The organism is Paenibacillus sp. S-38 (assembly GCF_049942825.1).
In the GTDB taxonomy this organism is placed as follows: Bacteria; Bacillota; Bacilli; order Paenibacillales; family NBRC-103111; genus Paenibacillus_G.
Genome location: NZ_CP187970.1, coordinates 5,901,991 through 5,927,940, shown reverse-complemented (window position 1 = coordinate 5,927,940; position 25,950 = coordinate 5,901,991). Strand labels below are relative to the sequence as shown.

The 25,950-nt window shown below is 58.5% G+C and carries 25 protein-coding genes and 1 other RNA gene; 25 read left to right on the top strand and 1 reads right to left on the bottom strand.

Annotated features, from left to right (window positions below; genetic code table 11):
* Window positions 1–13: 13 nt before the first annotated feature.
* From ACP26L_RS26270 to rnpB, 19 genes are all read left to right on the top strand, one after another.
* Window positions 14–496, top strand: a complete 483-nt coding sequence (locus tag ACP26L_RS26270; protein WP_426447804.1) for a hypothetical protein — start codon at window positions 14–16, stop codon at window positions 494–496.
* A gap of 887 nt (window positions 497–1,383) precedes the next feature.
* Complete coding sequence (gene yqfC, locus ACP26L_RS26265) at window positions 1,384–1,662, top strand: sporulation protein YqfC (protein WP_426447802.1); 279 nt, start codon at window positions 1,384–1,386, stop codon at window positions 1,660–1,662.
* 21 nt (window positions 1,663–1,683) lie between these two features.
* Window positions 1,684–2,880, top strand: coding sequence for a sporulation protein YqfD (gene yqfD / locus ACP26L_RS26260; RefSeq protein WP_426447800.1), 1,197 nt, complete (start codon window positions 1,684–1,686; stop codon window positions 2,878–2,880).
* A gap of 255 nt (window positions 2,881–3,135) precedes the next feature.
* The gene (locus ACP26L_RS26255; RefSeq protein ID WP_426447798.1) at window positions 3,136–4,098 is read left to right on the top strand and encodes a PhoH family protein; all 963 of its coding nucleotides are present in this window, start codon (window positions 3,136–3,138) and stop codon (window positions 4,096–4,098) included.
* Window positions 4,099–4,118: 20 nt separating this feature from the next.
* Window positions 4,119–6,386 carry an HD family phosphohydrolase gene (locus tag ACP26L_RS26250; protein WP_426447796.1) on the top strand — a complete coding sequence of 756 codons (2,268 nt, stop codon included), beginning with the start codon at window positions 4,119–4,121 and terminating at the stop codon, window positions 6,384–6,386.
* A complete protein-coding gene (gene ybeY, locus ACP26L_RS26245; protein ID WP_426447794.1) occupies window positions 6,383–6,952 on the top strand; it encodes an rRNA maturation RNase YbeY in 570 nt (189 codons plus the stop codon). Before ACP26L_RS26250 ends, ybeY begins: the two co-directional genes overlap by 4 nt.
* Complete coding sequence (locus ACP26L_RS26240) at window positions 6,949–7,650, top strand: diacylglycerol kinase (RefSeq protein ID WP_426447792.1); 702 nt, start codon at window positions 6,949–6,951, stop codon at window positions 7,648–7,650. Before ybeY ends, ACP26L_RS26240 begins: the two co-directional genes overlap by 4 nt.
* A gap of 44 nt (window positions 7,651–7,694) precedes the next feature.
* Complete coding sequence (gene cdd / locus ACP26L_RS26235; RefSeq protein ID WP_426447790.1) at window positions 7,695–8,111, top strand: cytidine deaminase; 417 nt, start codon at window positions 7,695–7,697, stop codon at window positions 8,109–8,111.
* The gene (gene era / locus ACP26L_RS26230) at window positions 8,108–9,022 is read left to right on the top strand and encodes a GTPase Era (protein WP_426447789.1); all 915 of its coding nucleotides are present in this window, start codon (window positions 8,108–8,110) and stop codon (window positions 9,020–9,022) included. Before cdd ends, era begins: the two co-directional genes overlap by 4 nt.
* A 157-nt stretch (window positions 9,023–9,179) precedes the next feature.
* Complete coding sequence (locus ACP26L_RS26225; protein ID WP_426447787.1) at window positions 9,180–9,323, top strand: YqzL family protein; 144 nt, start codon at window positions 9,180–9,182, stop codon at window positions 9,321–9,323.
* Between the two features lie 35 nt (window positions 9,324–9,358).
* Window positions 9,359–10,105, top strand: coding sequence for a DNA repair protein RecO (gene recO, locus ACP26L_RS26220; protein WP_426447786.1), 747 nt, complete (start codon window positions 9,359–9,361; stop codon window positions 10,103–10,105).
* A gap of 303 nt (window positions 10,106–10,408) precedes the next feature.
* Window positions 10,409–11,221, top strand: a complete 813-nt coding sequence (locus tag ACP26L_RS26215; protein WP_426447784.1) for a pyruvate, water dikinase regulatory protein — start codon at window positions 10,409–10,411, stop codon at window positions 11,219–11,221.
* Window positions 11,222–11,310: 89 nt separating this feature from the next.
* Window positions 11,311–11,772 (top strand): YaiI/YqxD family protein, encoded by a 462-nt coding sequence (locus tag ACP26L_RS26210; protein WP_426447782.1) that lies wholly within the window; start codon window positions 11,311–11,313, stop codon window positions 11,770–11,772.
* 40 nt (window positions 11,773–11,812) lie between these two features.
* Window positions 11,813–13,648: a DNA primase gene (gene dnaG, locus ACP26L_RS26205; RefSeq protein ID WP_426447781.1), complete on the top strand. Its 1,836-nt coding sequence runs from the start codon at window positions 11,813–11,815 to the stop codon at window positions 13,646–13,648.
* Between the two features lie 50 nt (window positions 13,649–13,698).
* The gene (gene rpoD / locus ACP26L_RS26200) at window positions 13,699–14,841 is read left to right on the top strand and encodes an RNA polymerase sigma factor RpoD (RefSeq protein WP_426447779.1); all 1,143 of its coding nucleotides are present in this window, start codon (window positions 13,699–13,701) and stop codon (window positions 14,839–14,841) included.
* Between the two features lie 120 nt (window positions 14,842–14,961).
* Window positions 14,962–15,795 (top strand): hypothetical protein, encoded by an 834-nt coding sequence (locus ACP26L_RS26195; protein ID WP_426447778.1) that lies wholly within the window; start codon window positions 14,962–14,964, stop codon window positions 15,793–15,795.
* 1 nt (window position 15,796) lies between these two features.
* The gene (locus ACP26L_RS26190) at window positions 15,797–16,570 is read left to right on the top strand and encodes a tRNA (adenine(22)-N(1))-methyltransferase (protein WP_426447776.1); all 774 of its coding nucleotides are present in this window, start codon (window positions 15,797–15,799) and stop codon (window positions 16,568–16,570) included.
* A complete protein-coding gene (locus tag ACP26L_RS26185; RefSeq protein ID WP_426447774.1) occupies window positions 16,537–17,652 on the top strand; it encodes a Nif3-like dinuclear metal center hexameric protein in 1,116 nt (371 codons plus the stop codon). The genes ACP26L_RS26190 and ACP26L_RS26185 overlap by 34 nt, the downstream gene beginning before the upstream one ends.
* A gap of 98 nt (window positions 17,653–17,750) precedes the next feature.
* An RNA gene (rnpB, locus tag ACP26L_RS26180) (RNase P RNA component class A) lies at window positions 17,751–18,172 on the top strand.
* 130 nt (window positions 18,173–18,302) lie between these two features.
* On the opposite strand, the gene ACP26L_RS26175 is transcribed toward rnpB, so the two are convergent.
* Window positions 18,303–20,252: a S8 family peptidase gene (locus ACP26L_RS26175; protein WP_426447772.1), complete on the bottom strand. Its 1,950-nt coding sequence runs from the start codon at window positions 20,250–20,252 to the stop codon at window positions 18,303–18,305.
* A gap of 232 nt (window positions 20,253–20,484) precedes the next feature.
* Here ACP26L_RS26175 and ACP26L_RS26170 point away from each other — a divergent pair, with 232 nt between their 5' ends.
* The 6 genes from ACP26L_RS26170 to thiI all read left to right on the top strand — a co-directional run bounded on the left by ACP26L_RS26170 (window position 20,485) and on the right by thiI (window position 25,930).
* On the top strand, window positions 20,485–20,985 hold the full coding sequence (locus ACP26L_RS26170; RefSeq protein ID WP_426447770.1) for a YpuI family protein: 501 nt from the start codon (window positions 20,485–20,487) through the stop codon (window positions 20,983–20,985).
* 247 nt (window positions 20,986–21,232) lie between these two features.
* The gene (locus ACP26L_RS26165) at window positions 21,233–21,436 is read left to right on the top strand and encodes a DUF1540 domain-containing protein (RefSeq protein WP_426447768.1); all 204 of its coding nucleotides are present in this window, start codon (window positions 21,233–21,235) and stop codon (window positions 21,434–21,436) included.
* A 99-nt stretch (window positions 21,437–21,535) separates the two neighbouring features.
* Window positions 21,536–22,480, top strand: a complete 945-nt coding sequence (locus tag ACP26L_RS26160; RefSeq protein WP_426447766.1) for a hypothetical protein — start codon at window positions 21,536–21,538, stop codon at window positions 22,478–22,480.
* Between the two features lie 206 nt (window positions 22,481–22,686).
* Window positions 22,687–23,397 (top strand): lytic transglycosylase domain-containing protein, encoded by a 711-nt coding sequence (locus ACP26L_RS26155; protein WP_426447764.1) that lies wholly within the window; start codon window positions 22,687–22,689, stop codon window positions 23,395–23,397.
* Window positions 23,398–23,548: 151 nt separating this feature from the next.
* The gene (locus ACP26L_RS26150; RefSeq protein ID WP_426455091.1) at window positions 23,549–24,721 is read left to right on the top strand and encodes a cysteine desulfurase family protein; all 1,173 of its coding nucleotides are present in this window, start codon (window positions 23,549–23,551) and stop codon (window positions 24,719–24,721) included.
* Window positions 24,722–25,930, top strand: a complete 1,209-nt coding sequence (gene thiI, locus ACP26L_RS26145) for a tRNA uracil 4-sulfurtransferase ThiI (RefSeq protein ID WP_426447762.1) — start codon at window positions 24,722–24,724, stop codon at window positions 25,928–25,930.
* Window positions 25,931–25,950: the final 20 nt, after the last annotated feature.

The window sequence follows — 25,950 nt, the reverse complement described above, 5'->3', positions numbered from 1 at the left end:
GGAGTGATGCGGGATGAAACTTGTGGAGTTCCTGCTGAGCAACTGGTTTATTCTTGTCATCGGCTATATCCTCGTCACCTCCTTCCTGCGTAAAGCCCGCGGAGGGTCGGCGGGCGGGGAGGAGCAGCCGCCGAAGCGCGCCATGCCGCCGTTCGGCGGCGGAGGCGAGGGAGGATGGCCGGCAAGGTCGTCGGCGCCGCAGAAGGCCCGAAGGGGCGCTGCAGGGCCGGCCGCCCGGCCGCAGGAGGCGGTGGAGCCCGCCCGGCCCGCGCGGGCGGAGCGCATACCTGAGCCGGCGCAGCGCGGTATGCAGCCGGAGCAGCGGCCTCCCGCGCCCAGGACGCAGACCGCCACGGCGGCGCAGAAGGGCCTTTCCGCCGCCCCTGCGGAGGCAGGCAAGGAACCCTTGCGGCTGAAGCCGCAGGATGCCGCACGCGGCCTCCTGTGGGCCGAGATTCTCGGCCCGCCGCGGGCCAAGCGGCCTTACCGGCGCTGAGCCGCCGACAGCCAGGAGCCCCGCTCCCGACCGGAAATCCGGACGGGAACGGGGCTTTTTGTGCTGCCTCCGAAGGGCAGACGGCACCCAAGCGCCCGTGGAGCGGAGTGGTGACGGGGCCCAAGCGGCAGCGCGGGCAGGCGCAGTGCGCTGCACACGGAGCAACAGACGGCACCCAAGCGCCCGTGGAGCGGAGCAGGGGTGGGGGGCAAAGCGGCAGCGCGGGCAGGCGCAGTGCACTGCACACGGAGCGCAGACGGCACCCAAGCGCCCGTGGAGCGGAGCAGGGGTGGGGGGCAAAGCGGCAGCGCGGGCAGGCGCAGTGCACTGCACACGGAGCGCAGACGGCACCCAAGCGCCCGTGGAGCGGAGCAAGGGTTGGGGTCCAAAGCGGCAGCGCGGGCAGGCAGTGCGCGGCTCCTGATGCCTGTTGCGGGGTAGATCTTGGGAGGTAGGCGTGGGTGCGCTCCGTACGTTTTACGGCGGGATGGGTAAGGTCGGAAGACCCGATGCGGAGCTCAGGAAGGGCGGGGCTGCGGCATATTTTCGCGCAGCGGGCATATGGTGTAAATAGCCCCCGGTATTTGCGCTCGGAAGAGCGGTGCATGCAGGCCTGCCTGCATGGCCTCAGCCGATAACAGGCCTATCGTCTGGCTTATTGCGGACTGCTGGGTTGACGGGACCCTTTTGCCGTCCGCCGTCCATTACGCTTGCAACTCTGAAGCCTCCCTGCTGTGCGTCCGCTCAAGCCGGATGTTAAAGCAGTGGTTTTCTTCCAGAAAACCAAGGGCTTATGCTTTCGAAGTCGTTTTCCCTAACGGGAAAACGCATTAGCTTATGCTTTCGCAGTGGTTTTCTTCCAGAAAACCTTCAGGAGGAGGTTACCCATGCGCTCTCTGACCCGCCGGCTCAATCAATTTACCGCCAAACTGCTCGACCTGCCTCAAGACGTGGTCATGGACCTCCCCCGCATGACGATGATCGGCAACATGCAGCTGTACATCGAGAATCACCGCGGGGTGCTGCATTTTTCAAGTGACCTGCTGAAGCTGGCTCTCTCCAAGGGGAGGCTCGAGGTATATGGCTCGGAGCTTGTGATCCGGGCGATTCTGTCGGAAGAAGTGTTCATCGAAGGCGTCATTCAGGATATCAAATATATTCCCTAGGGCGGAAAGGGGCAGTCGGACGTGAAAACTTCGGTAGTGCAGCGCATACGCGGGTTTGTGGTAGTGGAAGTCAGGGGGAGGCAGCTCGAAGGGCTGCTGAACCGCATGACGGAGCGGCGGATGTCCATGTGGGACATCCGGATTACAGCAGAGCATCAGGCGTCGCTGTGTCTGCCGCTGCCGGATTTTTTCCGTCTTCGGCCGCTGCTGAAGGAGACAGGCTGCCGGGTGCGAGTCCGGCAGAGGCATGGCCTTCCGTTCCTGCTGGACAAGCTGGAGCGGCGGAAGTTTTTTGCCATCGGGCTGCTGGGCTTCATCATCGGCGTTTATCTTCTGTCCTCGATGGTTTGGAAGGTGAGCGTGGAGGGTAATGAGAAAATCCAGACCGATCAAATCCTGGCGGCGGCAAAAGCGCAGGGCATCTATGCCATGCAGTGGAAGTACAAGCTCAAGGAGCCGGTAGAGCTATCGAGAAATCTGCAGGGGCAGCTGCCGGGCGCTTCGTGGATCGGCGTGGAGATCCAGGGGACGCACGTCATCATCAAGGTGGTGGAAGCGACAATCCCGGAGTCGAAGCCGCTGATGAATCCGAGGCATCTCGTCGCTTCGAAGAACGCAATGGTCACCCAGATCTTCGCGGAGAAGGGACGTCCGGCCGTCAAGGTCAATACCTATGTGCGAAAAGGGGACATCCTGATCTCGGGGATCCTCGGGGACGAGGCGAACCGGCAGACCGTGGTCGCCTCCGGGAAGGTGAAGGGCCTTGTCTGGTACAAGCCGACCGTGGAGGTGCCGCTGACGCAGCGCTACAAGGTCTACACCGGCGAGACGAAGACCCGCTCCTATCTGGTTCTTGGAAGCAGGGGCGTCCAGGTGTACGGCTACGGCAAGCTGCCTTTCGAAGCGTATGAGACCATCCCGGACCGGCAGACGCTGTCCTGGCGCAATTTCGTGCTCCCCGTGGGGTGGCTGAAGGAGAAGCTGATGGAGGTCCGCTATGTCGAGCAGCCCGTCGATCCGAAGGAGGCTGCGGCGATCGGACTCGAGCAGGCGAAGGGTCAAATTCTTGCGGAAGCGGGTCCGGAAGCGCGCGTCGTGGGTGAAAAAATTTTGCATGAAAAGGCGGAGAATGGTAAAGTTTATATGGAAGTGCATCTCGAAGTGGAAGAGCTTATCGCGGCCGAACAGCCCATCGTGGCCGGGCCGATCGTACCATAACCAATACAGCGAAGAGGTTTCGGGGTGTAAAGTTTTTCGTGTCCTTGCCGTTAGGCGGAGGTAGGGTAGGTTTGCCGGAGAGTTTACGTGCCGCCTTTGAATTCGAATTCTTACCCTGGTATCTTGTCGGATAAGAAGAATTCGAATTCAAGAGCGGCCGCAGGCGAACCATACCCGTTCGCAGCGTAACGGGGCCTTTGGACACGAACCTCTTTTCACCTCGCCATAAACCCGGAGGAGAGATTACAACTGTACATGGACCAAGCGACGACCGTCAAAGTGGCACTGAAGAACCCCGCCGAAGGACAAGCCCTCTTCGGACCGCAGGACAAGTTCCTGCGTCTCATCGAAGCGGAGATCCCGGCGACCATCTATACGCGGGAAGAGGAGATCAACATCTCGGCCTCGCCGCATGACGCCGAGCGGCTCGAGCAGCTGTTCACCGTGCTGCTGGAGCTCATCCGCGGGCAGTACAACCTGACCGAGCGGGACATTCACTATGCGCTGGAGCTGGCGAAGGACATGAAGGCCGACCAGCTGCTCGATCTCTTCAAGGGCGAGATTGCGGTCACCCACAAGGGTAAGCCGATCCGCGTGAAGACGATCGGACAGAAGCAGTACGTCTCCGAGATCAAGAAGAAGGACATCGTCTTCGGGATCGGGCCGGCCGGTACGGGCAAAACGTACATCGCCGTTGTGCTTGCGGTAGCCGCTCTCAAGGAAGGCAAAGTGAAGCGGATCGTGCTGACCCGGCCTGCCGTTGAAGCGGGGGAGAGCCTGGGTTTCCTGCCCGGCGACCTCCAGGAAAAAGTTGACCCTTACCTGCGCCCATTGTATGATGCACTTAATGACGTGCTCGGGCCCGAACAGGTGCTGAAGGCGCTGGAGCGCGGCCTGATCGAGATAGCGCCGCTGGCGTACATGCGGGGTAGAACGCTCGACGATTCGTTCATCATCCTCGACGAGGCGCAGAACACGACGCCGGAGCAGATGAAGATGTTCCTCACCCGGCTCGGCTTCGGCTCCAAGATGGTGATCACCGGCGATGTGACCCAGATCGACCTTCCGCGCGGCAAGTCTTCGGGGCTCGTCGAAGCCAGACGCATTCTGAGCCGGGTCGAAGAGATCGGCTTCATCGAATTCGCGGAGCAGGATGTGGTGCGTCACTCCTTGGTGCAAAAAATCATCATGGCCTACAATGAGGACAAAGAAGGCTGAGGAAGGGCTGACCTTTCGTCATGAACAACCGCGTTTCCATTCAAGGCAAGTTCCAGTACCGGCTCGCCGGCTGGAAATACAGCGCCATCGTGCGCTTTCTTCTATTTCTGGCACTGGCGCTCGTGCTGTATGGGACACTCCTTCACCGGATTGTCCCCCAGACTTACGATATCAAGCCGGGCTCGGTTGCCGAGAAGGACATTCTGGCCCCCTACGCGATACCCAACGAGGCCGCTACGAACAAGGCGAAGGACGAAGCGGCCCAGCGGGTCCAGCCGGTGTACCGCATTGTCCCCTTGAAGAACGAGCAGGCGGTCGAGGCGATTTTCCAAAAGCTCCAGCAGATTAATGCGGACCCGGAAGTGGCCCCGGCCGACAAGGTCAGCATCTATAAGACCGTTATTCCGACGCTGATCCAGGATCACCTGGAGCGGCAGATGAAAACGTACTCAGGCAGCGGCCAGTACAGCGACGAGCTGCTGGTGGAGATGCGCAAGAGCTTCCGGGACCAGGAGTACCGCATCCCCGAGGAGGCGTACTATAAGATCCCGCGGCTGACCAAGGAAGATTTGACGGATATGGAAGGCGTGGCGAAGGATATCGTCGCCCGGATCATGAACGACCAGATTCTCGATGCGCAGGCGGCCCGCGTGAAGGTGGCGGAGCTCGTCAACGCATCCAACCTGACGAAGAATATAGCCAGGGAGCTGGTGCAGGAACTTGTGCGGGCGGCGCTGACCCCGAACAAGTTCTATGACCAGAAGGGAACCGAGGAAGCCAAGACGCATGCGCGTGATAACGTCAAGCAGGTCTACGTCAACAAGAACGATGTGCTCGTCGCCAAAGGCGAGAAGATTACGGACGAATTGTACCAGCGTCTTGCCGCTCTGAAGCTGCTGAAGGACGATACGAGCTACTGGCCGAACCTTGGACTCTTTTTGTTTTCCATCCTCTGCTGCCTGATGCTCTATATGTTCGTCCGTCACAGCCAGCTGCCTGTGAACCACAATAACGTCCAGCTGCTGATGCTCATCCTCATCATCGCCCTGACCGTAGCGGTGATGAAGATCTTCTCGCTGATCCAGAGCCTGGAGTATCCCTACATCGCCTATCTGGCGCCTGTAGCGGTAGGGGCTATGCTGACGACGATTCTCCTGAACGCCCAGCTGGCCGTCGTAGTGACGGTACTTATCGGTGTGGCTGCCAGCGTTGTGTTCAACAGCGATCATGTGCAGCCGTTCGAGTTCAAATACGGGCTGCTCGCGATGACGAACTCCTTCGCTGCGATCTTCTCGATCCAGCGGGCCTCCCAGCGTTCCTCCATCCTCAAGGCGGGGATCATGATCTCGCTGCTCGCGATGGCACTGGTGGGATCCCTCGTTCTGCTCGATGATCAGGAGACACGCCGGAGCGCCATGTTCGCGCTGTCGTTTGCCCTTGGAGGAGGCCTGGTGACCGCCGTCTTCGTGATCGGTCTGCTGCCCTTCTTCGAGGTGGCGTTCGGTATTCTGTCGCCGCTGAAGCTCGTAGAGCTCTCGAACCCGAACCACCCGCTTCTGCGCAAGCTGCTGACCGAGACGCCGGGCACCTATCACCACAGCGTGATGGTGGGCAACCTGTCCGAGGCGGCCGCAGAGGCGATCGGGGCCGACGGGCTGCTGTGCCGGGTCGGGGCATACTATCATGACATCGGCAAGACGAAGCGGCCGAGCTACTTTATCGAGAATCAGACGAACATGGAGAATCCGCACGACCGCATCGATCCTGCGCTGAGCAAGTCGATCATCATAGCGCATGCACGCGACGGGGTCGATATGCTGCGGGATGCGGGCATGCCGAAGCCGATCCGTGATATCGCCGAACAGCATCACGGAACGACCCTGCTGACGTTCTTCTACTTCAAGGCGAAGAAGCAGGCGGAGGAGAAGGGCGAGAAGCCGCCGGAGGAGCTCGAGTACCGGTATCCGGGGCCGAACGCCCAGACGAAGGAAGCGGCGATCGTCGGCATCGCGGACTGCGTCGAGGCGGCGGTCCGGTCTCTGCGCAACCCGACCGTGGAGCAGATCGACTCCATGGTGCGCAAGATCATCAAGAACCGTCTGGATGACGGCCAGTTCAACGAATGCGACCTGACGATCAAGGAGCTGGATCTTGTGGCGAAGACGCTGAACGAAGCGCTGCTCGGGATCTTCCACTCCCGCATTGAATACCCGACGGCCGAGCTGCCGGCATCGAAGCCGGCGGCCATCGCGTCCGTCCCCGAAACCAAAGATGAGGTGAACCCATGACGCTGCAGCTATCCTGGAATAACGAGCAGGAACAATACGAAATTACCCCCGAGCTGATCGGGAAACTGGAGGAACTGCTGGGTCTTGCGGGCAGGCAGGAAGACATTACGGATGGGGAGGTGGCCCTGACCTTCGTGGACGATGCGGCCATTCAAGAGCTCAACCGCCAATACCGCGGCCTCGACAAACCGACTGACGTCCTGTCCTTTGCGATGCTGGAGATGGGCGATGACGAAATCGAGATCATCTACGGCGATGAAGAGGAATTCATCGACGAGACGGACCTGCGCGATGCGCACAAGCTGGACTCCACCGAGGAGCCGGAGGATGACGAAGACGCCGAGGGGGAGGACTTCGAGGAGCCGCTCGGCGACATCATTATCTCCGTTCCGCGTGCCATAGCACAGGCGGAGGAGTACGGCCATTCCGTCGACCGGGAGCTCGGTTTCCTGTTCGTACACGGCTTCCTTCACCTGATCGGGTACGACCACGGCGATGAAGCGGAAGAGAAGGTCATGTTCGGCAAGCAGGAGGACATTCTGCAGCAGGCAGGCCTGACCCGGTGAAGCAGCCGGTCAAGTGGCAGCGGAGCTTCCGCTATGCCTATGAGGGTGTAAAATATGCGCTGGCGACCCAGCGGAATATGCAGTTTCACTTCGGGGCGGCGCTCTTCGTGCTCGCCTTCGCGCTGTGGTTCGGTCTGTCCAAGACCGACGTACTGTTCATTCTGCTGGCCGTTACGCTCATGATCGTAACGGAGCTCATCAATACGGCGGTCGAAAAGGCGGTTGATTTGGCCATGCCGGATCTGCATCCTCTCGCCAAAATCGCCAAAGATGTAGCTGCAGCCTCGGTACTAGTGACTGCGGCTTTTGCTGCTGTCACAGGAATGATCGTCTTCTACGATCCTGTAGAGCGGCTCCTGCGGACGGGACGTCTGAGCGAGACGGGGACCCTCACGGCAGGCACCGTGTGGGTGCTGCTGACCCTGATCGTGCTTACCGTCATCGTGGTGCAGACGAGGTTCTCCGCCAAGGGGACCTGGGTGAAGCCGAGTCTTCTGACTACGGTCGCCTTTGCGGTAGCGACGCTGATGGCCTGCAGGTCCGCCGATACGCTCGTGGCCCTGCTCGGCTACTTCCTGGCGGCTGTGCTCGTCTTCGTCCTGTACGAGAAGCAGGGAAGGAGCCTGCCCTCTCTGATTCTCGGGGCTTTGTTCGGCATCTTTTTGACGGCGCTGGCTTTTTATCTCTATCCGCTATAAGCTATAGCTATTCGAATGCCTACCCCCAGAAGGAGCGTGTTTGCATGGATCCTCAAGAATTGATCCGCCTGGCACAGGAAGCAAGACTGCGGGCGTATACCCCTTATTCCGGCTTCAAGGTTGGGGCTGCTCTGCTCGACAGCAGCGGACACGTGCATTGGGGCTGCAATGTCGAGAATGCGGCCTATGGTCCGACGAACTGCGCGGAGCGGACGGCGCTTCACCGCGCCATCGCCGACGGGGTGGCGCCTCGGACGTTCACGGCGATGGCCGTAACGGGTGACACGGCCGGGCCGATCTCGCCCTGCGGCGTTTGCCGGCAGGTGCTCGTAGAGCTTTGTGCGCCCGACATGCCGGTCTACCTCTCGAATCTTAAGGGGGACGTGCAGATCACCACGGTATCCGCGCTGCTTCCGGGGGCTTTCACATCACAAGATTTGGACGGAGGAACAACAGATTGAAGTCTTCTACTAACAGCACCAAAGGGTTTAAATCCGGGTTCGTATCGATTATCGGACGGCCGAATGTCGGCAAATCGACATTGATGAACCAGGTGATCGGCCAAAAAATCGCGATCATGTCGGATAAACCCCAGACGACGCGCAACAAAATTCACGGGGTCTACACGACGGATGCGGCCCAGATCGTATTCCTCGATACGCCGGGTATCCATAAGCCGACGTCGAAGCTTGGCGATTATATGATGAAGACGGCGCATGGGACGCTCGGCGAAGTGGATGCGATCCTCTTCCTGATCGATGTGGTTGAAGGCCTCGGAGGCGGCGACCGGTTCATTATCGAGCAGCTCAAGAAGGTAACGACGCCGGTCATTCTCGTCCTGAACAAGATCGACCAGGTGCAGCCGGAAGCGCTGCTGCAGGTCATTACGACTTACAAGGATCTGTATGCGTTCGCGGAGATCGTGCCTGTGTCGGCCAAGAACGGCAATAATGTCGGCACGCTTCTCGAGCAGGTGATCAAGTATCTTCCTCAGGGCCCGCAGTATTATCCGGCCGACCAGGTGACGGACCATCCCGAACAGTTCGTCTGTGCCGAGCTCATCCGCGAGAAGATCCTGCACATGACTCGCGAGGAGATTCCCCACTCAATCGCCGTCTCGATCGAAGACATGAAAGTGGAGGAGAACGGGCTCGTGCATATCTCGGCCGTCATCTTCGTCGAGCGGGACTCCCAGAAGGGGATCATCATCGGCAAGAAAGGCGCGCTGCTCAAGGAAGTAGGACGCCAGGCCCGGGGAGATATCGAGCGGCTGCTCGGCTCCAAGACGTTCCTGGAGCTATGGGTCAAAGTGAAGAAGGACTGGCGGAACCAAGAGCGGGTACTGAAGGATCTCGGCTTCCGTAACGACTGATTTGGGCGCAGAGCCTTGTTTCATCCCAGTGGAAAACGTGTAATGAGAGAGCATACATGCCAGTTTTTGTGCGGGCATACTTCAGGATCGAACGATCCATCCTAAACTCATTAACAGGTATTGTAATCGACATGTCACCACTGGGGAGGATGAGACCATGAAGGATTTTTCGTGGAAGTATTTTTCAATGACCGGAGATGTGGATGCTTACCTGCTATACAAGCAATCGAACGGGGAAGACGGGGAAGATCAGGAACTGGAAGAGGAACCGGCCCCTGAGTCCATGGAATGGATGCAGTAAGCAAGTAAGCATGGCCGCGCAGGGAGAGGCTGTTCATGCAGTACAGGGTGCAAGGAATTGTGATCCGTACGACGGATTACGGGGAGGGCAACAAAATTGTCACGCTGTTCACCCGGGAATACGGGAAAATGGGTGTGGTCGCCCGCGGCGTGAAGAAGGTAAAGAGCCGTTATGGCTCCACCGTGCAGCTCTTTACCTTCGGTGATTATTCATTCTTCAAATCCGGAGGGCTCGGCACGCTGAATCATGCGGAGATCATCGAAGCCTTCCACAAAATCAGGGAAGATCTGCACAAGGCCGCCCACGCCTCCTATCTTGCGGAACTGACGGACCGGATGATGGGGGATCAGGAAGGGGAGCCTTTTTTGTTCGATCAGCTGAAGGCGAGCATGCAGGCGATTCAAGAAGACAAGGATCTGCAGATTATCGGTCATCTCTATGAGATGAAGATGCTGATGCATGCGGGCTACCAGCCGGAGCTCGAGCAGTGTGTGATCTGTTCTCAGGCTGCCGAAGCGGCGGCTTTCAGCATCGGGCTCGGAGGCATCCTGTGCGAGCGCTGCATTCTCCGCGACCCGCAGGCATTCCGGCTGACACCGGGCGTGTACAAGCTGCTCCGGCTCTTCATTCAGATGGATGTCAGGCGCCTCGGCCAGATCGATGTCAAGCCGCAGACGAAGGCGCTGCTGAAGGAGATTCTTCGAGCTTACTTCGACCAGCATGTCGGCGTTCGTCTCAAATCACGGGATTTTCTCGACCAGATGGATAAATACGGGGTATAAGGGTATAAGGCTGGAGCGGGCCGTTCAAATAAAATTGACATGTTTTGGCGTGCGTGATATTATAATATGATACACACCCAGAAGATTTTCTCGTTCGCAGGTCTGTTTTCAGGCTCTGGAGCGGGATTTTTTGTTGTTACGGGGGCGACACTATAGGAAGATGAGCAGGGCCAGAAGACGGCGCCTCTCTCCTGAAACATTTCCAGTCGCAGCTTCGTAGTAGTAATAGAGAGAATAGAGCAGGGCAGGAGAGGGAAACCGCTTATTCCGCTTGCCCGTTCGCGTAAAAGAGGAGGGGCGCACATGGAAGCATCGCATAAACCGGTCGTATTCGTGGTATCCGATTCGGCGGGAGATACAGGGGAAGCCGTTGTCCGGGCGGCCGCCGTGCAGTTCGAGCCCCGGCAGGTGGAGATCCGGCGGGTTCCGTTCATCGGAGATATTTCGGATATCGACCGCGTCGTCCGTTCCGTGATCGAACGCAGCGGCGTCATCGTGTTCACACTGGTCATACCGGAGCTGCGCGATTACTTGATCGAACAGGCGGAGCGCTACCGCATTCCCCACATTGATCTGCTCGGGCCGGTCATCAAGACGCTGGAAACTGCGCTGGAGCAGGAATCCCGTCATCAGCCCGGAATGATCCACAAGCTGGACGAGGATTATTTCAAGAAAGTGGAAGCCGTAGAGTTTGCCGTCAAGTATGACGACGGGCGCGATTTTACCGGCATACTGCAGGCGGATATCGTGCTGGTGGGCGTATCGCGCACCTCCAAGACCCCGCTCTCCATGTATCTGGCGCACAAGAAATTCAAAGTGGCGAACGTGCCGCTGGTTCCTGAGATTGCGCCACCGGAGCATTTGTTCAACGTATCGAAGCATAAGATTGTAGGACTGCGGATCGATCCGGTGAAGCTCAACATGATCCGGACCGAGCGGCTGAAGACGCTCGGACTTCCGGACAGTGCGACGTATGCGAATGCGCAGCGGATTCACACCGAGCTCCAGTACGCGGACAGCATCATGAAGCGGATCGGCTGCACGGTCATCGACGTATCGAACAAGGCAGTTGAGGAAACCGCCTCGGTGATCATCGATATGTACCGGTCCAAATAAGCGTTTTACGGATGGAGCAGGATTTTTTATCCTTTCATCGTATATAATATTACGGTAATCCGGGGCAGCAGGCATCCGGCAGGAGTTATATGACGTATAAAATCATAGTAGACGCGGACGCTTGTCCCGTGAAGGCCGAGATCGCAGAGGCCGCACGGAGCTTCGGCACACCGGTCGTCATGGTCGCATCGCACGACCACCGGCTGCAGCCCGCCGACGGCGTGGAGGTCGTGCAGGTGGACCGCAGCGACCAATCGGCCGATCTTTATATCGCCAACAAGATTGCCGCAGGAGATGTGCTTGTGACGCAGGACTTCGGACTTGCGGCGCTGGCGCTCGGCAAGAAGGCCATCGCCTTATCCAACCGGGGGCAGATGTACAGTGACCGATCGATCGATTTTTTGCTGGAACGCCGGCATGAGCAGGCCAAACAAAGGCGCGGAGGCAAGCATTCGAAGGGCCCGAGGCCGTTCACGGACGAAGACCGGCGGCACTTTCTACAAACTTTGACAAAAGTTTTGCGAAACTTGCAGGAGAATCGTCCGCAGTAGCGAATACGTATACGTGTTAATTCGATTGAAGGTGGATAGGATGAGTAACGGACGCTTTCCCCAGGAAGTCATTGATACGGTGCTCAAGGCGCATGACATTGTCGAGGTTGTCGGACGGCACGTGCATTTGACCAAACAGGGGCATTACCTTAAAGGGCTGTGTCCTTTTCATTCCGAGAAGAGCCCTTCTTTCACCGTCACGCCCGAGAAACAGATCTACCACTGCTTCGGCTGTGGTGCGGGCGGCAATGCCATCCGGTTCATCTCCGAAGTGGAGGGTTTGTCCTTCGGTCAGGCCGTCCGCAAGCTCGCGGAGGAGGCGCATCTGCAGCTCGGTCCGGATTCGCCGGGCGGAGGCAGCACCGAGCCGCGGGAGAACCCGGACCGCCGGAAGCTCATCGAGGCACACGAGCTCGCGGCAAAGCTGTACCAGTACATTCTCCATAATACGGAGCAGGGCCGGCCAGCCAAGGAATACCTGCACGGCCGCGGAATCAGCGACAAGCTTATGGAGACGTTCGGCATCGGGTTCATCCCGAACTCCTGGGACACGCTGACGAAGCTGCTCGACCGCAAGGGATTCCCGCTGGAGCTCATGGAGCGGGGCGGACTGCTGACGGAGCGGGACGGCGGCGGATACTATGATAAGTTCCGTGACCGGGTGATCTTCCCGATCCAGGATTGGAAGGGGCAGGTGATCGGATTCGGGGGCAGGGCCATGGGGGACGCACAGCCCAAGTACCTGAACTCGCCGGAGAGTCTCTTGTTCCACAAGAGCCGGACGCTTTACAATCTTCATGCCGCAAGGCCGCAGGTCCGCAAGCAGCAGGAGCTCGTTCTGTTCGAAGGCTACATGGATGTCATCCGGGCATGGGATGCCGGCGTGCACAACGGTGTTGCGACGATGGGGACGGCACTGACTTCGGAGCATGCCGAAGCCATCCGACGGTTGGCCAACCGTGTAATCATCGCCTATGATGGCGACAATGCGGGGCAGTCGGCTGCATTCAAGAGCATTCCCCTGCTGGAGAAAGCAGGCTGTGAGGTTAGGGTAGCCATGCTGCCGGGAGGGCTCGATCCCGATGAGTACATACGGGACAACGGTTCTGAACGATTCGTACGCGAAGTGCTCGGCACGGCCGTACCGTCGTTTAAATATAAACTTCTTTATCCCAGACGCAACTACAAGCTGCAGGAAGATGCGGGCAGGCTCAAATACATCACGGAAAGTCTCAAACTTATAGCCGAACTGCCCTCGCCGATCGAACGGGAGCATTATGTCAAGGACTTGATATCCGAATTCCATTACTCCTATGAAACCGCCATGCAGACGGTGAATGAGCACCGGATGAAAGCGGAAAAAAAGAGAGATTCCGGGGATAATAAAGACGTTCCGTGGAATAATGGTATGAATGAAGGAAGGCCCCGTGCACAGGCTCCGTCTATGGTTCCCGCCTATCAATATGCCGAACGGCAGCTCCTTGCCGTGATGATGCAGGACCGTGAGATTGCTTCTTATGTGGAGCGCGAGCTGGGGGACGGGTTCAATATGGAGGCTCATGCGGCACTCGCCGCCTACTTGTATGCCTATTATGCCGAAGGGTCAGAGCCGAACGTAAGCACGTTCGTCGGCATGCTGCAGGATGACAAGCTGGAGAGTCTGGCCAGTTCCTTATCGCTCAGTGACAACCGCAGCGGAATCAATGATACCGTTATCGACGATTATATCCGGCAGATTCGAAGATTTCCTTTGCTGCAGGCGCTTGAGCGGAAGAGAGAAGAAGTGAAAGTAGCAGAACGTTCAGGGGATATCACCAAGGCCCTGCAATTAGGCAGTGAGATTATTTCCCTAGAAAAGCAGTTGAAATCATCCTGATTCGGCCATACGTTTTACGGGTGAATTCTAGGGAGGAGGGAGCTAAGATTATGGCAAACGATCAACGGACGGAACTAGAGACAGAGCTGACGCTCGACCAGGTGAAAGATCAGCTGATTGAGCAGGGCAAAAAACGCTCCGCCATTACGTACAAGGAAATCATGGAGAAACTGGCCCCGTTTGACCAGGACCCGGACCAGATAGACGAATTCTTTGAACAGCTCCAGGAGATGGGAATTGACGTAGGGAACGAAACGGACGAAGACCAAGAGATGAGTCCGCTCGATAGGGATAGGGATAGGGACCGTGACGGCGACCACGACGACTTTCATTTCGACGACGATTTGTCGCTGCCGCCGGGCATCAAGATCAATGACCCGGTCCGGATGTATCTGAAGGAAATCGGCCGTGTGCCGCTCTTGTCGGCAGAAGATGAGGTCGATCTGGCGAAGCGGATCGAGCTTGGGGATGAAGAGGCAAAACGCCGGCTGGCGGAAGCGAACCTGCGACTGGTCGTAAGTATCGCGAAGCGCTATGTGGGCCGAGGCATGCTGTTCCTCGATCTGATCCAGGAAGGCAACATGGGTCTGATCAAGGCGGTCGAGAAGTTCGACCATACCAAAGGCTATAAATTCAGTACGTACGCCACCTGGTGGATTCGCCAGGCGATTACCCGTGCCATTGCGGACCAGGCAAGAACGATCCGGATCCCGGTACATATGGTGGAAACCATTAACAAGCTGATCCGGGTTTCCCGTCAACTGCTGCAGGAGCTTGGGCGCGAACCGACGCCGGAAGAGATTGCGAAGGAAATGGATCTCAGTACGGATAAGGTGCGGGAGATCATGAAGATTGCGCAGGAGCCGGTTTCGCTGGAGACGCCGATCGGGGAAGAAGACGACTCCCATCTGGGCGACTTCATCGAGGATCAAGAGGCACTTGCCCCGGCGGATGCGGCGGCTTATGAGCTGCTGAAGGAACAGCTGGAGGACGTGCTGGATACGCTGACCGAGAGGGAAGAGAACGTGCTGCGTCTGCGGTTTGGACTGGACGACGGCCGTACACGGACTCTGGAGGAAGTGGGTAAGGTGTTTGGCGTCACCCGTGAGCGGATCCGCCAAATCGAAGCCAAGGCGCTTCGCAAACTGCGCCACCCGAGCCGAAGCAAGCGGCTTAAGGATTTTCTTGAATAGCAGACAACCACAGTTTGTTAATGGGCCTTCTTCCGCTCCGGCGGAGGGAGGCCTTATGTTTTGCCGCTTCCGATCCGATAAAGAAGATATGATGATGTCTGCGTTGGGGGTCGCAAACTGATGGATGAAAAAAAGAAGATCATGATCCGCGAAATCGAGCACTGGCGCCGCAGCCGGCTGCTGCCCGAACATTACTGCGATTTTTTGCTGAACCTGTATCTGGATCAGGATGAGCCCAAACCGGAGCAGCGCGGCCCGCTGGGTCTGTCTCCTTCCGGAATAAAGAACAGCAATTGGAAAAGCTGGTTGCTCGGATTGGTTGCGGCAGCCGTTCTCGCCTTAACTGCTCTTAATTTTAACGCTTTTGAATTACCAATGCAAATTGGGATTTCCCTCCTGCTCCTGGCCGTTCTGTATGGTCTGGGCGGTTATAAACGGAGCAAGGAACCGCTCTCATCCCAGCTCCTCTTGGGCATGGCCTCGTTGTTTGTGCTCTGTGTAGGGGTATATATGCTGAACCTGCATGGGCTGGGCCAGCCGGTTCCGATCGTGGGGTATGTCTTCCTATGCAGTCTGCTTTGGATCGGTACGGGCATGCTGGCGCGGTTCGTTCTGTTCCAGCTCTGCGGCTGGGTTGCCCTGACTTTCTGCTACGGCTGGCTGCTTCATCACCAGCTGGAGACGATGGATTGGGCGACCCTCGAGCTCAGCTGGGTGCCGCTTTCCCTGCTCTTCTGCTGGCTGTCGTGGATGATCCACGAACGCAGCCGCCAGAGCTCCTTGGTCTTTTTTCTTTTATCGCTCATTGTTTGGTATATGCCGGAGTTATATGGTATGCTTTATGCCGAGCAGTATGGCGGGGAGACCGTGCAGTGGATGCTTCTCGGCAAGATGGTGGTCGAAGCAGCCCTGCTGTTCATCTGGAGAAAAAAATGGATTGAGTGGGTTGTCTGATATGATACGTTTATCGCAAAGGCTTCAAACCATAGCCAAGGAGGTTCCAGCAGGCAGCCGGCTAGCCGATATCGGCTCCGACCATGCGCTGCTGCCCTCCTTTTTGGCGCAGCAGGGGATCATCACCGGCGGTGTGGCCGGTGAAGTGAATGAAGGCCCGCGTGACGCCGCGGCTAGGCAGGTCCGTTCAGCCGGACTGAGCCAGAAGATCGACGTCAGGCTGGGTGACGGACTGGCCGTGCTCGAGCCCGGCGAGGTCGATGTGGTGACCATCGCCGGCATGGGCGGCGTGCTCATCGCCTCGATTCTCGAGGAGGGGAAGGCAAAGCTTGCGGGCGTCGGGCGGCTGATCCTGCAGCCGAACGTCGGAGAGGCTGCGGTCCGGCAGTGGCTGCTCGACAACGGCTGGGTACTGATCCGCGAGCAGATCCTCGAGGAGGACGGCAAGCGGTATGAAGTGCTAACGGCCGTCACTGCGGAACAAGCAGACCGGACGAATGAGGACGTATACCGTTCGCAGGAGCTGAACCCCGGATTGATCGCAGATCGCGAGCTGCTCCTGAAGCTGGGACCGTACCTGATTCAGGAAGCGTCTGCCGTATGGCACGACAAGTGGAAGGATGAAGTGAGGAAGCTCGAGATGATCCACGGCCGGCTGGCACAGTCGGAGCTGGAGGCCTCGAGAGAGAAGCAGGCGGAGATCCGCCGCGAGATCGAAGGAATCGAGGAGGTGCTCGCAGCATGTACGCCAAAGGACAAGCCGTCATCGCATTGATGGAGGAACTCGCTCCGAAGTCTTATGCCGTGGCCGACGACAAGATCGGTCTTCAGATCGGAACGCTGCAGAAGGAGATTCGGAAGGTGCTCGTCGCCCTGGATGTGACCGATGAGGTCGTTGAGGAAGCGATCCGGGAGGATGCCAACCTGATCATCGCGCATCATGCGGTCATCTTCCGTCCGCTTCCGCATATTCAGACCGACACACCGGCAGGAAGGTTGTATGAGAAGCTGATCAAGCATGACATTGCCGTCTATATCTCGCATACGAACCTGGATGTGGCGGACGGCGGCATTAACGATATGATGGCCGAGGCGATCGGTCTCACCGTAACGGAGCCGCTCGATGAAGTACATACGGATAAGCTGAAGAAGCTGGTCGTGTTCGTGCCCAAAGAAGCGGCGGAGAAGGTTCGCGATGCGATGTTCTCCGCAGGGGCCGGCGGCATCGGCAATTACAGCCATTGTTCCTTCAACATTGACGGAACCGGCACCTTCCTGCCGGGAGAAGGGACCGACCCTTATATCGGCAGCAAGGGCAGGCTGGAAGAGGTCAGCGAGGTGCGCATCGAGACGATTCTGCCCCAGAGCGTGGAGCGCAAGGTCGTTCAGGCGATGCTGAAGGCGCACCCGTATGAGGAGGTTGCTTACGATCTGTATTCGCTCGATCTCAAGACCCGCACCTTCGGGCTCGGACGGGCAGGCAAGCTGCCGAAGCCGGTGACGCTGCAGGAGCTGTGCGAGAAGGTTAAGGAAGCTTTCGAGGTGCCGATAGTTCGCGTCGTGGGCGACCCGGACAAGGTGATCCGCAAGGCGGCGGTTCTGGGAGGCTCAGGTGCGCGCTATGTGCGCCACGCCCAATTCGCCGGCGCGGATGTGCTCGTAACCGGGGATATCGATTATCATACGGCGCACGATGCGCTGGCCGCCGGCATGGCGATCATCGACCCGGGACACAACGTGGAGAAAATCATGAAGCAGGGCGTCGCCTCCTACCTGGAGCGCAAGCTCGCCGAGCGCAAGTGGGCGACGGCCGTAGCCGCTTCACAGATCAATACGGAGCCGTTCCGCTTCGTATAAGCGGGCGGCAGGGGATGGCTGCTTCTCTTTCCTGAAAGCACCTGGTTGTAATTTGATCGGATTCCCTGTATACTAGCTCTTGCATCGAATTGCACAAGAAAGTTTGACAGACGATCGCTGGCGGCTTCGGCCGCGAGAGGAAAGTCCGGGCTCCACAGGGCGGGATGCTGGATAACGTCCAGTCAGCGCGAGCTGAAGGCTAGTGCCACAGAAATGGACCGCCGATGGCTGCCGCAGAGCCGCAAGGCTTCTGCAGTATGCACAGGTAAGGGTGGAACCGTGGTGTAAGAGACCACGAGGAGTCATGGTGACATGATTCCTGGTAAACCCCATTTGGAGCAAGACCTAGAGGAACGCACGTCCCGCGAGGGTCAGCCTTAGCCCGAGGCGCGTTCGGGTTGGTCGCTTGAGCCATGCAGCAATGTATGGCCTAGATAGATGATTGTCGCTTCCGTCGTGGGAGGGTGGCTCCCGTTATACCACTGGAAGTACAGAACCCGGCTTACGGCAAACTTTCTTTCAGCCATTTTATACGCAGCGCGATGCATGCAGTAATCATGCAAAAAACCGCCTCAGGAGGCGGTTTTTTGTTGTTTCCGGAGGTATGGCGGCGGTCTTACCGGGTAAGGAAAGAGTAGAGCGGACGGGAGCTACCGGAACATCTGGCGGACCCACTCTTCCCATTCTTCCTGGGTCATGCCTGCATCGGCTGCCGGAGAGGCCGATTCGGCTGCCGTGCCTCCGCCCCCAGTTTCCGCGCCTGCGGCTGTGCCTGCACCGCCTGTCCCGGTTCCGCTTGTCCCGGCTCCTGCCGCGGCGGCGGCCCGGAGTGCAGCCGCTACATCGATAAGGCCGTGACCGTAGTAGCGGTCGTGCCCGGGCGTACCGAGGTCGCCGCTGGTGCTTTTCATGATATCCATGACCTCGGTGTTCTTCAGCGCCGGATTCACGGACCGGATCAGACCTGCCAAGGCGGCGGCGTGAGGGCTGGCCATGGATGTGCCGGACAGCGCGGCATACTGGTTCTGCGGGTAGGTGCTCGCGATGCTGACGCCGGGAGCCGCTACGCTGATATAGTCCCCATAGTTGGAGAAGGTGGCTTTCGCTTTATTGGCGTCTACGGCCGCTACACCGAGCACTTCAGGGTAAGCGGCCGGGAAGCCGGGACGCTCCGTATTGTCGTTGCCGCTTGCGGCCACCAGCACCACGTCGTGGTCGAAGGCATAGCGGACCGCATCGTGCAGGAATTCCGCATCGGCGTAGTTGCCGAGGCTCATGTTGATCACCTTGGCGCCGTGGTCGGTGGCCCAGATGATGCCTTGGGCCACGGCATAAGTGCTGCCCGCCCCCGTCTGGTCGAGCACCTTGACCGGCATCACGCGGTTATACCAGCTCATCCCGGCTACGCCGAGGTTGTTGTTGGTCAGGGCGCCTATGACTCCGGCCACGTGAGTGCCGTGACCGACATCGTCGTAAGGCTTGCTGTTCGGGTCCACGATGTTCATGCCGCTGACGAGCTGGTCCTTGAGATCCGGGTGATCGAGATCGACGCCCGTATCCACCACGGCCACGATGACATCCGTCGATCCCTTCGAGACGTTCCAGCCCGCTTCCGTGGCAATCTCCGGCAGGTTGTACTGGTACCGGCGGTACAGGGAATCATTGGGCGTCAGCACCGCAGCGGGATCGGCTGCCGGGGCTGCGGTCTCTTCATTCGTCAGATAGAGGAAGTGAGGCTCAGCATAAGCCACATTCCACTTTTTGAAATAATCCATAAGCTGCTTGGCTTCCATCGTGGAGGACTCGAAGACATACGTATGGCCGAGCTTTTGGACGGTTCCCCCGCCGATCTCGCTCTTCATCTTGTCAAAATCAGCCTGGCTCGGCACCTGCTTGAAGCGGACGACGACCTGGTTCTTGTGATAGTGGCTCGTTCCTTCGTTATCCTCCGGATGGTCCACCTTGACGTCCTGCAGCGTGCGGGAGTCAACGGATTCGATCTTGTAGTGGCCGTCGGCCGGATACGTTTCGATCCTCAGGTTCTTCCTTTGGTGATCGGCCACCTGCTGAAGAATATGCTGGCGCACGACGCCGATTACGCCGGCAGACCCGCCGGCTTCGGGTTCGCCGACGATGAGGTATGTTCCTCCGTCAGCCTGTACCGGAGGAGACTGATACGAACGGCCGCTGTCCACGGCCACTTTGGCTTTGGCCACATGGGCGGCCGTCGCCGTACGGACAGCCGGCTTCAAACTGCCGGCGGCTGCCGCCACCCGGTCCATTCCCTCGCCCCGGCGGGTAACGAGCAGCAGCTCCATATGCGGGTGCTCCTTGCGCAGCGCCTGCAGCATGGCGCGGTTATCGGCGCCGGAACGGGCCTTGGCCCCTTGGGCCATACGGCGCAGCTCCGTGCTGCACTGGGTCCGGCAGAGCTCGTCAGTCAGAGCCATATCGCCGTTCAGCGTAGCCTGCTTCATCTGCAGCTCGGCCGCTGGAGTAATTTCTTCGGGCGGCGTAATCTTCGCCTTCTCTTCTCCTCTGGGGAAGAGGATGGCGACGCCGACAACGATGAGCATCAAGGTCATTGCGTGTTTCCACATGGGCACTTTCCCCCTAACGGTGTGAATAGCTCTGACGTTAGATTTTCCCTAGGGGGAGGCAATTCAACAGGTGCAAAGTTATCCAAAGGCAGCCGGCGCGCGGCGGCGGGAAAAACGGCTTGATGTGATACAGCTCATATTACTTTTGCCGGCGATTTGTGGTACGATGGGAAGGAGAAAGTCGTTTTGCCATTCCATGTTGTGCTTTAATGTTGAGGAGGTCTTTTAAGCTATGGCAATATTCCAAGTAAAAACACTCTGTGAAACGACAAGAAATCTGCTCAGCGGAGCGATCGCCAAGATGGAGGAATTCCTCAACGGCCACTCGCTTGCCGATCTGAATACGGATAACGATGAGGCCATGGACGAATTCTATAAGGGGTACCTGGCGGACACAAGACATCTGCTCGTCTTCTCCGATGTGGCTTACGAGAAGCTGGGAGTGGCTCTGCGCCGTCCCAATTTCAACGTGGAATATGCTGAAAAGGTGCTCTACGAAGTGTACCACAGCAGTGTAAATGCCTTCTTCTATCCGAAGCACGAATGCTACTCGGAGGACGGCCGCTATGCCTACACAGGCCAGGATGCCATCCGGTTCCGCAAGAAGCCGGCCCGTGCCGTTCGCGACCTGACGATCGAGCTTTCCAAAGTATTCGAAGTGCTGCGTGACGATCTGGCTTACTACGAGACGGATTACATTACCCAGAAGCGGATGCAGGGCGACAAAGTATAGAATACGGACTCGGCAAGGGAAGAGAGATGCGTAATACGAGCATCTCTCTTTTTTCATGGTTTTGGAGCGGGGCAGGATCATGCGAGCAGGAGTGAAACATGGCCGGTGCGGTGTTTGCCTGGGGCGGAGCGGCTCCTGGACGTATCCCAGTTCCATGTCCTTCTGGTGCTATATAACAAGCCCCGTGATTCGTCTGAACCGCATAGCCCCATCAGGGGGCGGGCAACCTGAGACGGGGGTGATTCGAATGCCAAATGTCAAGTGCAGCGTGTCCAACTGTAAGTTCTGGGATAAAGGCAACAACTGCGGCGCGAACTCCATCATGATCGAAGTCGATCAGCATGCCAATCTGGCTTACGATACGGAGTTCGGACTTGATTTCGAAGATCACACAGACCAGGCTGCTAACGAGCGCAGCACCTGCTGTCACACGTTCGAGCAAAAGGAGTAGTCCGGCAAGGTCGGATGAACAGGACCGGATCTCTATCATTACGAACCCTACCCGTGGCACGAACTTTTCTTAACCTTGTTACGAAAGGATGGGGCAGGCATGAAGAAAAAGTCCAAAGAACGGCAGCAGTCAGGCGGCTCTGGGGCCACTGACGGGCAGCAAGGGATTAAAAGCAGGCAGCAGGTGAACATGGAATCCGGAGGGGCAGCGGACACGGAATTCGCACAGGATCCGGGTGCCGCGGCCGGTGGTTCCACTGCGCGCGGCGGCGGTGCTTCCATGACGGCGGGTACCCGCAGGTTCCTGGCGGAGCTCTCGGCCATGCAGGCGCTGTCGGACATTCAGGCGAGAACCAGTGCGGCTCCTGCGCGGAGCAATGCCGCTGCCGGCCCGGCATCGGCCTCCAATACGGAGGAGTTCGCTGCAGAGGTCTCCCCTTCCGTAAACCAGGCGGCCCAGTCTTCGGGTGGAAGCCAGGGATATGCCGACCAGGATCATTCGGCTACGCTGGCTGAGATTGCCGATCTCCAAGCGTTGTCCGACGACCAGCGCCGGCTGGATGAGGAACCGGTGAGCAGCACAGCGGCTGCAGCCAACGTTCATGAGGAATACTCTTCGGAGATTGCGCCGGCCGGCAAGTCGGAAGATCATACCCGCACGATCGCTGAGCTTTCGGCACTGCAGGCCATGTCGGATGCACAGGCTCGCGCGGACCGTGCGGAACAGGTGTTCTCCAATGCCAATGAAGAGTATGCCGCCGAAGTAGCTCCGCCGATGACGGTACACAATATCCGCCAGCCGGTTTCCAAAGCCGAGGGGCAGGAGAACAGCGGCACCACGGCGGCGATGAAGTGGATCGGATATACCGCTCTGATTTTGGCCGTACTGTCCTTATTCGTTGCGCCGGCACTGCTTGGATCTTCCGCGGCTTTATTCGGCTTTTTTGCTTTCGTTCTCGGACAGCGCGCCATCGGGGCACTGGCCATTCTGATCGGTCTTATTTCCTTGGCAGGATACTTCATTCTAGTGCCTCTATATGCTTAGCCCGGGTTAGCCAGCCCGTGCATACCAACGGAGAAGCAGGTTCCTTAACCGGACCTGCTTTTTTGTTTTGGGCTCAGAATCAAGAAGTACAAATGAAAATTCAGCCTTGACATGGAAAATTATCCTTGAAAATGGGGTAGCCGGGCCGGGCAAAACCGTGTACAATAGGAGGGACAACCGGAAACAGGAGGAGAATCCAAGACACCATGAGCATAAATTCCTTATCGGCGATGGATCCCCGGACAATCAAAGAACTGCTGCAGCTGCAGATGCTTTCGAAATCGAGCCTTCTCAGCAGCGGAAACGGTACATCCTCTGCGGACGATGGAGAATTCTCAGAGCTGTTGGACCAGTTGATGGCGATGCAGGAGAACGCAGCCCCCTCTTCGGACAAAGGCACGGCATCGATCAAGCCGGCGCTCGTACCGGCCGGTATCACCTCCGCTGCTGAGGCAGATGCCGAGGTAAACGTGCCGCGTACCGCATCCAAGGCCAGCAAGCCTTCTTCTTATGATACCATGATCGCGGAAGCCGGCCGCAGATTCGGTGTAGAGACGAGCCTGATTAAGGGCGTCATTCAGGCCGAATCCTCCTTTAACCCGAATGCGCAGTCGCAGGCGGGCGCGAAGGGACTCATGCAGCTGATGGATGCGACAGCCCAGGGAATGGGTGTGCGGAATTCGCTCGACCCCGAGCAGAACATCCAAGGCGGGACGAAGTACCTGGCCAACCTGCTTGAGCAGTATGACGGGAACACCGGCATGGCGCTGGCCGCTTATAACGGAGGCCCGGCAAGGCTGAAGCGTCTTGGCATCCAAAATGACCAAGAGCTGATGGAGAAGCTGCATCTGTTCCCGAAGGAAACACAGGGCTATGTGCGCAAAGTGCTCCAGTTCAAAGAAGGATTCGAGGTTTGATCACACCTCTTTACGTAAGACCAATGTTGGCTTCTGCCGGGCGTTCAAGCCGGCGGAAGAGGGCTTGGTCTTCTTTTCATGCGTATAGCATCCGGCGTATCGATCAAGGCTGAGGTGGATGATATACATAGAGGAGGAGCACGAAGTGAAACTGATCTATATGGATTATGCCGCTACAACACCGATGGACGAAGAGGTCATCGGGGCGATGGCGGAAGTGATGCGCTCCCACTACGGCAACCCTTCGTCCCTGCATCGGATCGGGGTGGAAGCGGACAAGCTCGTGCAGCGTTCCCGGGAGACCATTGCTGCGGCGGTGGGCGTGAATCCGGGAGAGATCCGGTTCACCTCCGGGGGAACGGAGAGCAACAACCTGGCGATCCTGGGAGCTGCGCGGCGCTACCGCAGCCGGGGGACCCATCTGATTACAACCCGTATCGAGCATGCGTCGGTCTATGAGGCGTTCCGCCTACTGGAGAAGGAAGGCTTCCGGGTAACTTACCTCGGTGTGGATGAGACGGGAGCGGTCCGGGTGGAAGAGCTGGAGGCCGCCCTGACGGATGAAACGATTCTTGTCAGTGTGATGGCGGTAAATAATGAGATGGGGCGGATTCAACCGATCGATGACATCGGCCGGCTGCTGAAGTCCCGCCCGCGGACGCTGCTGCATGTCGATGCCGTCCAGGCGGTCGGCAAGCTGCCGCTGGATCCGAAGGCACAGGGCATTGATCTCCTCTCGGCGGCGGCGCACAAGCTTCACGGCCCGAAAGGGACCGGCTTTCTGTACTGCCGCGAGGGGGTCGAGCTGCAGCCGTTCATGGCCGGCGGAGGGCAGGAGGACGGTCTGCGCCCCGGTACGGAGAACGTGCCGGCGCTGGTGGGCATGGCCAAGGCGGTACGCATGGCCGTGGAACGTCAGGAAGCGTTTGCAGCCCACACCTCCGCATGGAGGCAAAAGCTGGTCGACTGCATCGGGGCCATCCCGGCGCTTCGTTACAACGGCTCGCCCCACAGCGAGGAGATGGCGCCGCATATCGTGCATTTTTCGTACCCCGGTATGAAATCCGAAGTTCTCGTATATGCTTTAGAACAGCAAGGAGTCTGCGTGTCCGCGCGTTCCGCCTGCTCGTCCGGCACAGAGCGGCCGAGCCGGGTTCTGGAGGCCATGGGGGCCCCTTACGCGGTTGCGGTCAGCGGTGTCCGGCTGAGCTTCTCGCTGAGGGAATCGGCAGAGGATATCGAACGGGTGTGCAGCGCCCTTACCAGGGTAGCCCGGGATCTGGGCAGCGTCACGGCGGAACCGCAGAAGGGAAGAAGATCGTAAATGAAATGGCAGAAAGTCATACTAAAGCTTGGTGAATTGGTGCTTAAGGGACGCAATCGGCACCGCTTCGAAAAAACAGTGTACGAGCAGGTCAGAAGGGTATTGGCCCCTTGGCCCGGGATCACCTACAGAAGAGAGTTCGGCCGGATCGTGCTGACGCTCGGCGGAGCTTCTTATGAAGACATCCGTCCCCGGCTGGCAAAGGTGCTTGGGCTCGGCTCGTTCTCTCCGGCACTGACGTGCGCTCTGAGCCTGGAAGAGGTGCAGGCCGCCTCGCTGCAGGTCATGGCTGCACTTGGCGAGGCCCCCCGCACCTTCAAAGTGAACGTGCGCCGGGTGAACAAAAGCTTCCCGCATGATTCTCTGGAGATGAACCGGCTCGTTGGCGGGCCGATTCTAAGGGCTTACCCCGACCTGCGGGTGGACGTGCACCGGCCGGACGCCGAGCTCCGGGTGGAGCTGCGTGAAGAGGAGGCCCTGATCTACTGCGTATCGGAGTCGGGCGCGGGCGGGTTCCCGCTCGGCTCGAACGGCAGGGCGGTGCTGATGCTCTCCGGTGGAATCGATTCCCCTGTAGCGGGCTTTCTTGCCCTGCGGCAGGGGCTGAAGCTCGAGGCGGTGCACTTCCACAGCTATCCGTTCACGAGCGAGAAGTCACAGGAGAAGGTGAAGGACCTGGCCCGCAAGCTGTGCGCTTATGCCGGACCGGTGAAGCTGCACATGGTTCCTTTTACCAGTGTACAGACCCGCATTCATGAGGCGTACCGCGATAATCTGCTCGTTACCATTCTCCGGCGGACGATGCTTCGCATTACGGGGAAGCTTGCGGAGCTGCACGGCGCAGGGGCCATTGTCACGGGAGAGAGCCTGGGGCAGGTAGCCAGTCAAACGCTGTCTTCGATGAATACGATCGGACGGGTCGCCGATCTTCCGATGATCCGGCCGCTGGTCTGTATGGAGAAGGCGGAGATCATCCGGCTGGCGGAGCGGATCGATACCTACGAGCTTTCGATCCTGCCGTATGAAGACTGCTGTACGCTCTTCCTTCCGCCGAGCCCGAGCACGAACCCGAACCTGAAGGTAGTGCAGAGCATCGAGCGGAACCTGGAGTGGCTGGAAGAGGAGATCGACAAAGCCGTCAGCGGGACCGAAACCCTACTCATTACCGAGGAAGACGAGAAGCAGGACCGCTACTCATCTTTATTTTAATTATATAAGGAAGACGGGGG

Coding starts and splice junctions, on each gene's coding strand:
- ACP26L_RS26185 (WP_426447774.1), top strand. CDS start 16,537: ATGTACGCCAAAGGACAAGCCGTCATCGCATTGATGGAGGAACTCGCT.
- ACP26L_RS26215 (WP_426447784.1), top strand. CDS start 10,409: ATGGAAGCATCGCATAAACCGGTCGTATTCGTGGTATCCGATTCGGCG.
- ACP26L_RS26250 (WP_426447796.1), top strand. CDS start 4,119: ATGAACAACCGCGTTTCCATTCAAGGCAAGTTCCAGTACCGGCTCGCC.
- ACP26L_RS26195 (WP_426447778.1), top strand. CDS start 14,962: ATGGATGAAAAAAAGAAGATCATGATCCGCGAAATCGAGCACTGGCGC.
- ACP26L_RS26160 (WP_426447766.1), top strand. CDS start 21,536: ATGAAGAAAAAGTCCAAAGAACGGCAGCAGTCAGGCGGCTCTGGGGCC.
- dnaG (WP_426447781.1), top strand. CDS start 11,813: ATGAGTAACGGACGCTTTCCCCAGGAAGTCATTGATACGGTGCTCAAG.
- yqfC (WP_426447802.1), top strand. CDS start 1,384: ATGCGCTCTCTGACCCGCCGGCTCAATCAATTTACCGCCAAACTGCTC.
- recO (WP_426447786.1), top strand. CDS start 9,359: ATGCAGTACAGGGTGCAAGGAATTGTGATCCGTACGACGGATTACGGG.
- ACP26L_RS26165 (WP_426447768.1), top strand. CDS start 21,233: ATGCCAAATGTCAAGTGCAGCGTGTCCAACTGTAAGTTCTGGGATAAA.
- ACP26L_RS26270 (WP_426447804.1), top strand. CDS start 14: ATGAAACTTGTGGAGTTCCTGCTGAGCAACTGGTTTATTCTTGTCATC.
- ACP26L_RS26190 (WP_426447776.1), top strand. CDS start 15,797: ATGATACGTTTATCGCAAAGGCTTCAAACCATAGCCAAGGAGGTTCCA.
- rpoD (WP_426447779.1), top strand. CDS start 13,699: ATGGCAAACGATCAACGGACGGAACTAGAGACAGAGCTGACGCTCGAC.
- ACP26L_RS26170 (WP_426447770.1), top strand. CDS start 20,485: ATGGCAATATTCCAAGTAAAAACACTCTGTGAAACGACAAGAAATCTG.
- ACP26L_RS26225 (WP_426447787.1), top strand. CDS start 9,180: ATGAAGGATTTTTCGTGGAAGTATTTTTCAATGACCGGAGATGTGGAT.
- cdd (WP_426447790.1), top strand. CDS start 7,695: ATGGATCCTCAAGAATTGATCCGCCTGGCACAGGAAGCAAGACTGCGG.
- ACP26L_RS26155 (WP_426447764.1), top strand. CDS start 22,687: ATGAGCATAAATTCCTTATCGGCGATGGATCCCCGGACAATCAAAGAA.
- ACP26L_RS26255 (WP_426447798.1), top strand. CDS start 3,136: ATGGACCAAGCGACGACCGTCAAAGTGGCACTGAAGAACCCCGCCGAA.
- ACP26L_RS26175 (WP_426447772.1), bottom strand. CDS start 20,252: ATGTGGAAACACGCAATGACCTTGATGCTCATCGTTGTCGGCGTCGCC.
- thiI (WP_426447762.1), top strand. CDS start 24,722: ATGAAATGGCAGAAAGTCATACTAAAGCTTGGTGAATTGGTGCTTAAG.
- ACP26L_RS26210 (WP_426447782.1), top strand. CDS start 11,311: ATGACGTATAAAATCATAGTAGACGCGGACGCTTGTCCCGTGAAGGCC.
- ybeY (WP_426447794.1), top strand. CDS start 6,383: ATGACGCTGCAGCTATCCTGGAATAACGAGCAGGAACAATACGAAATT.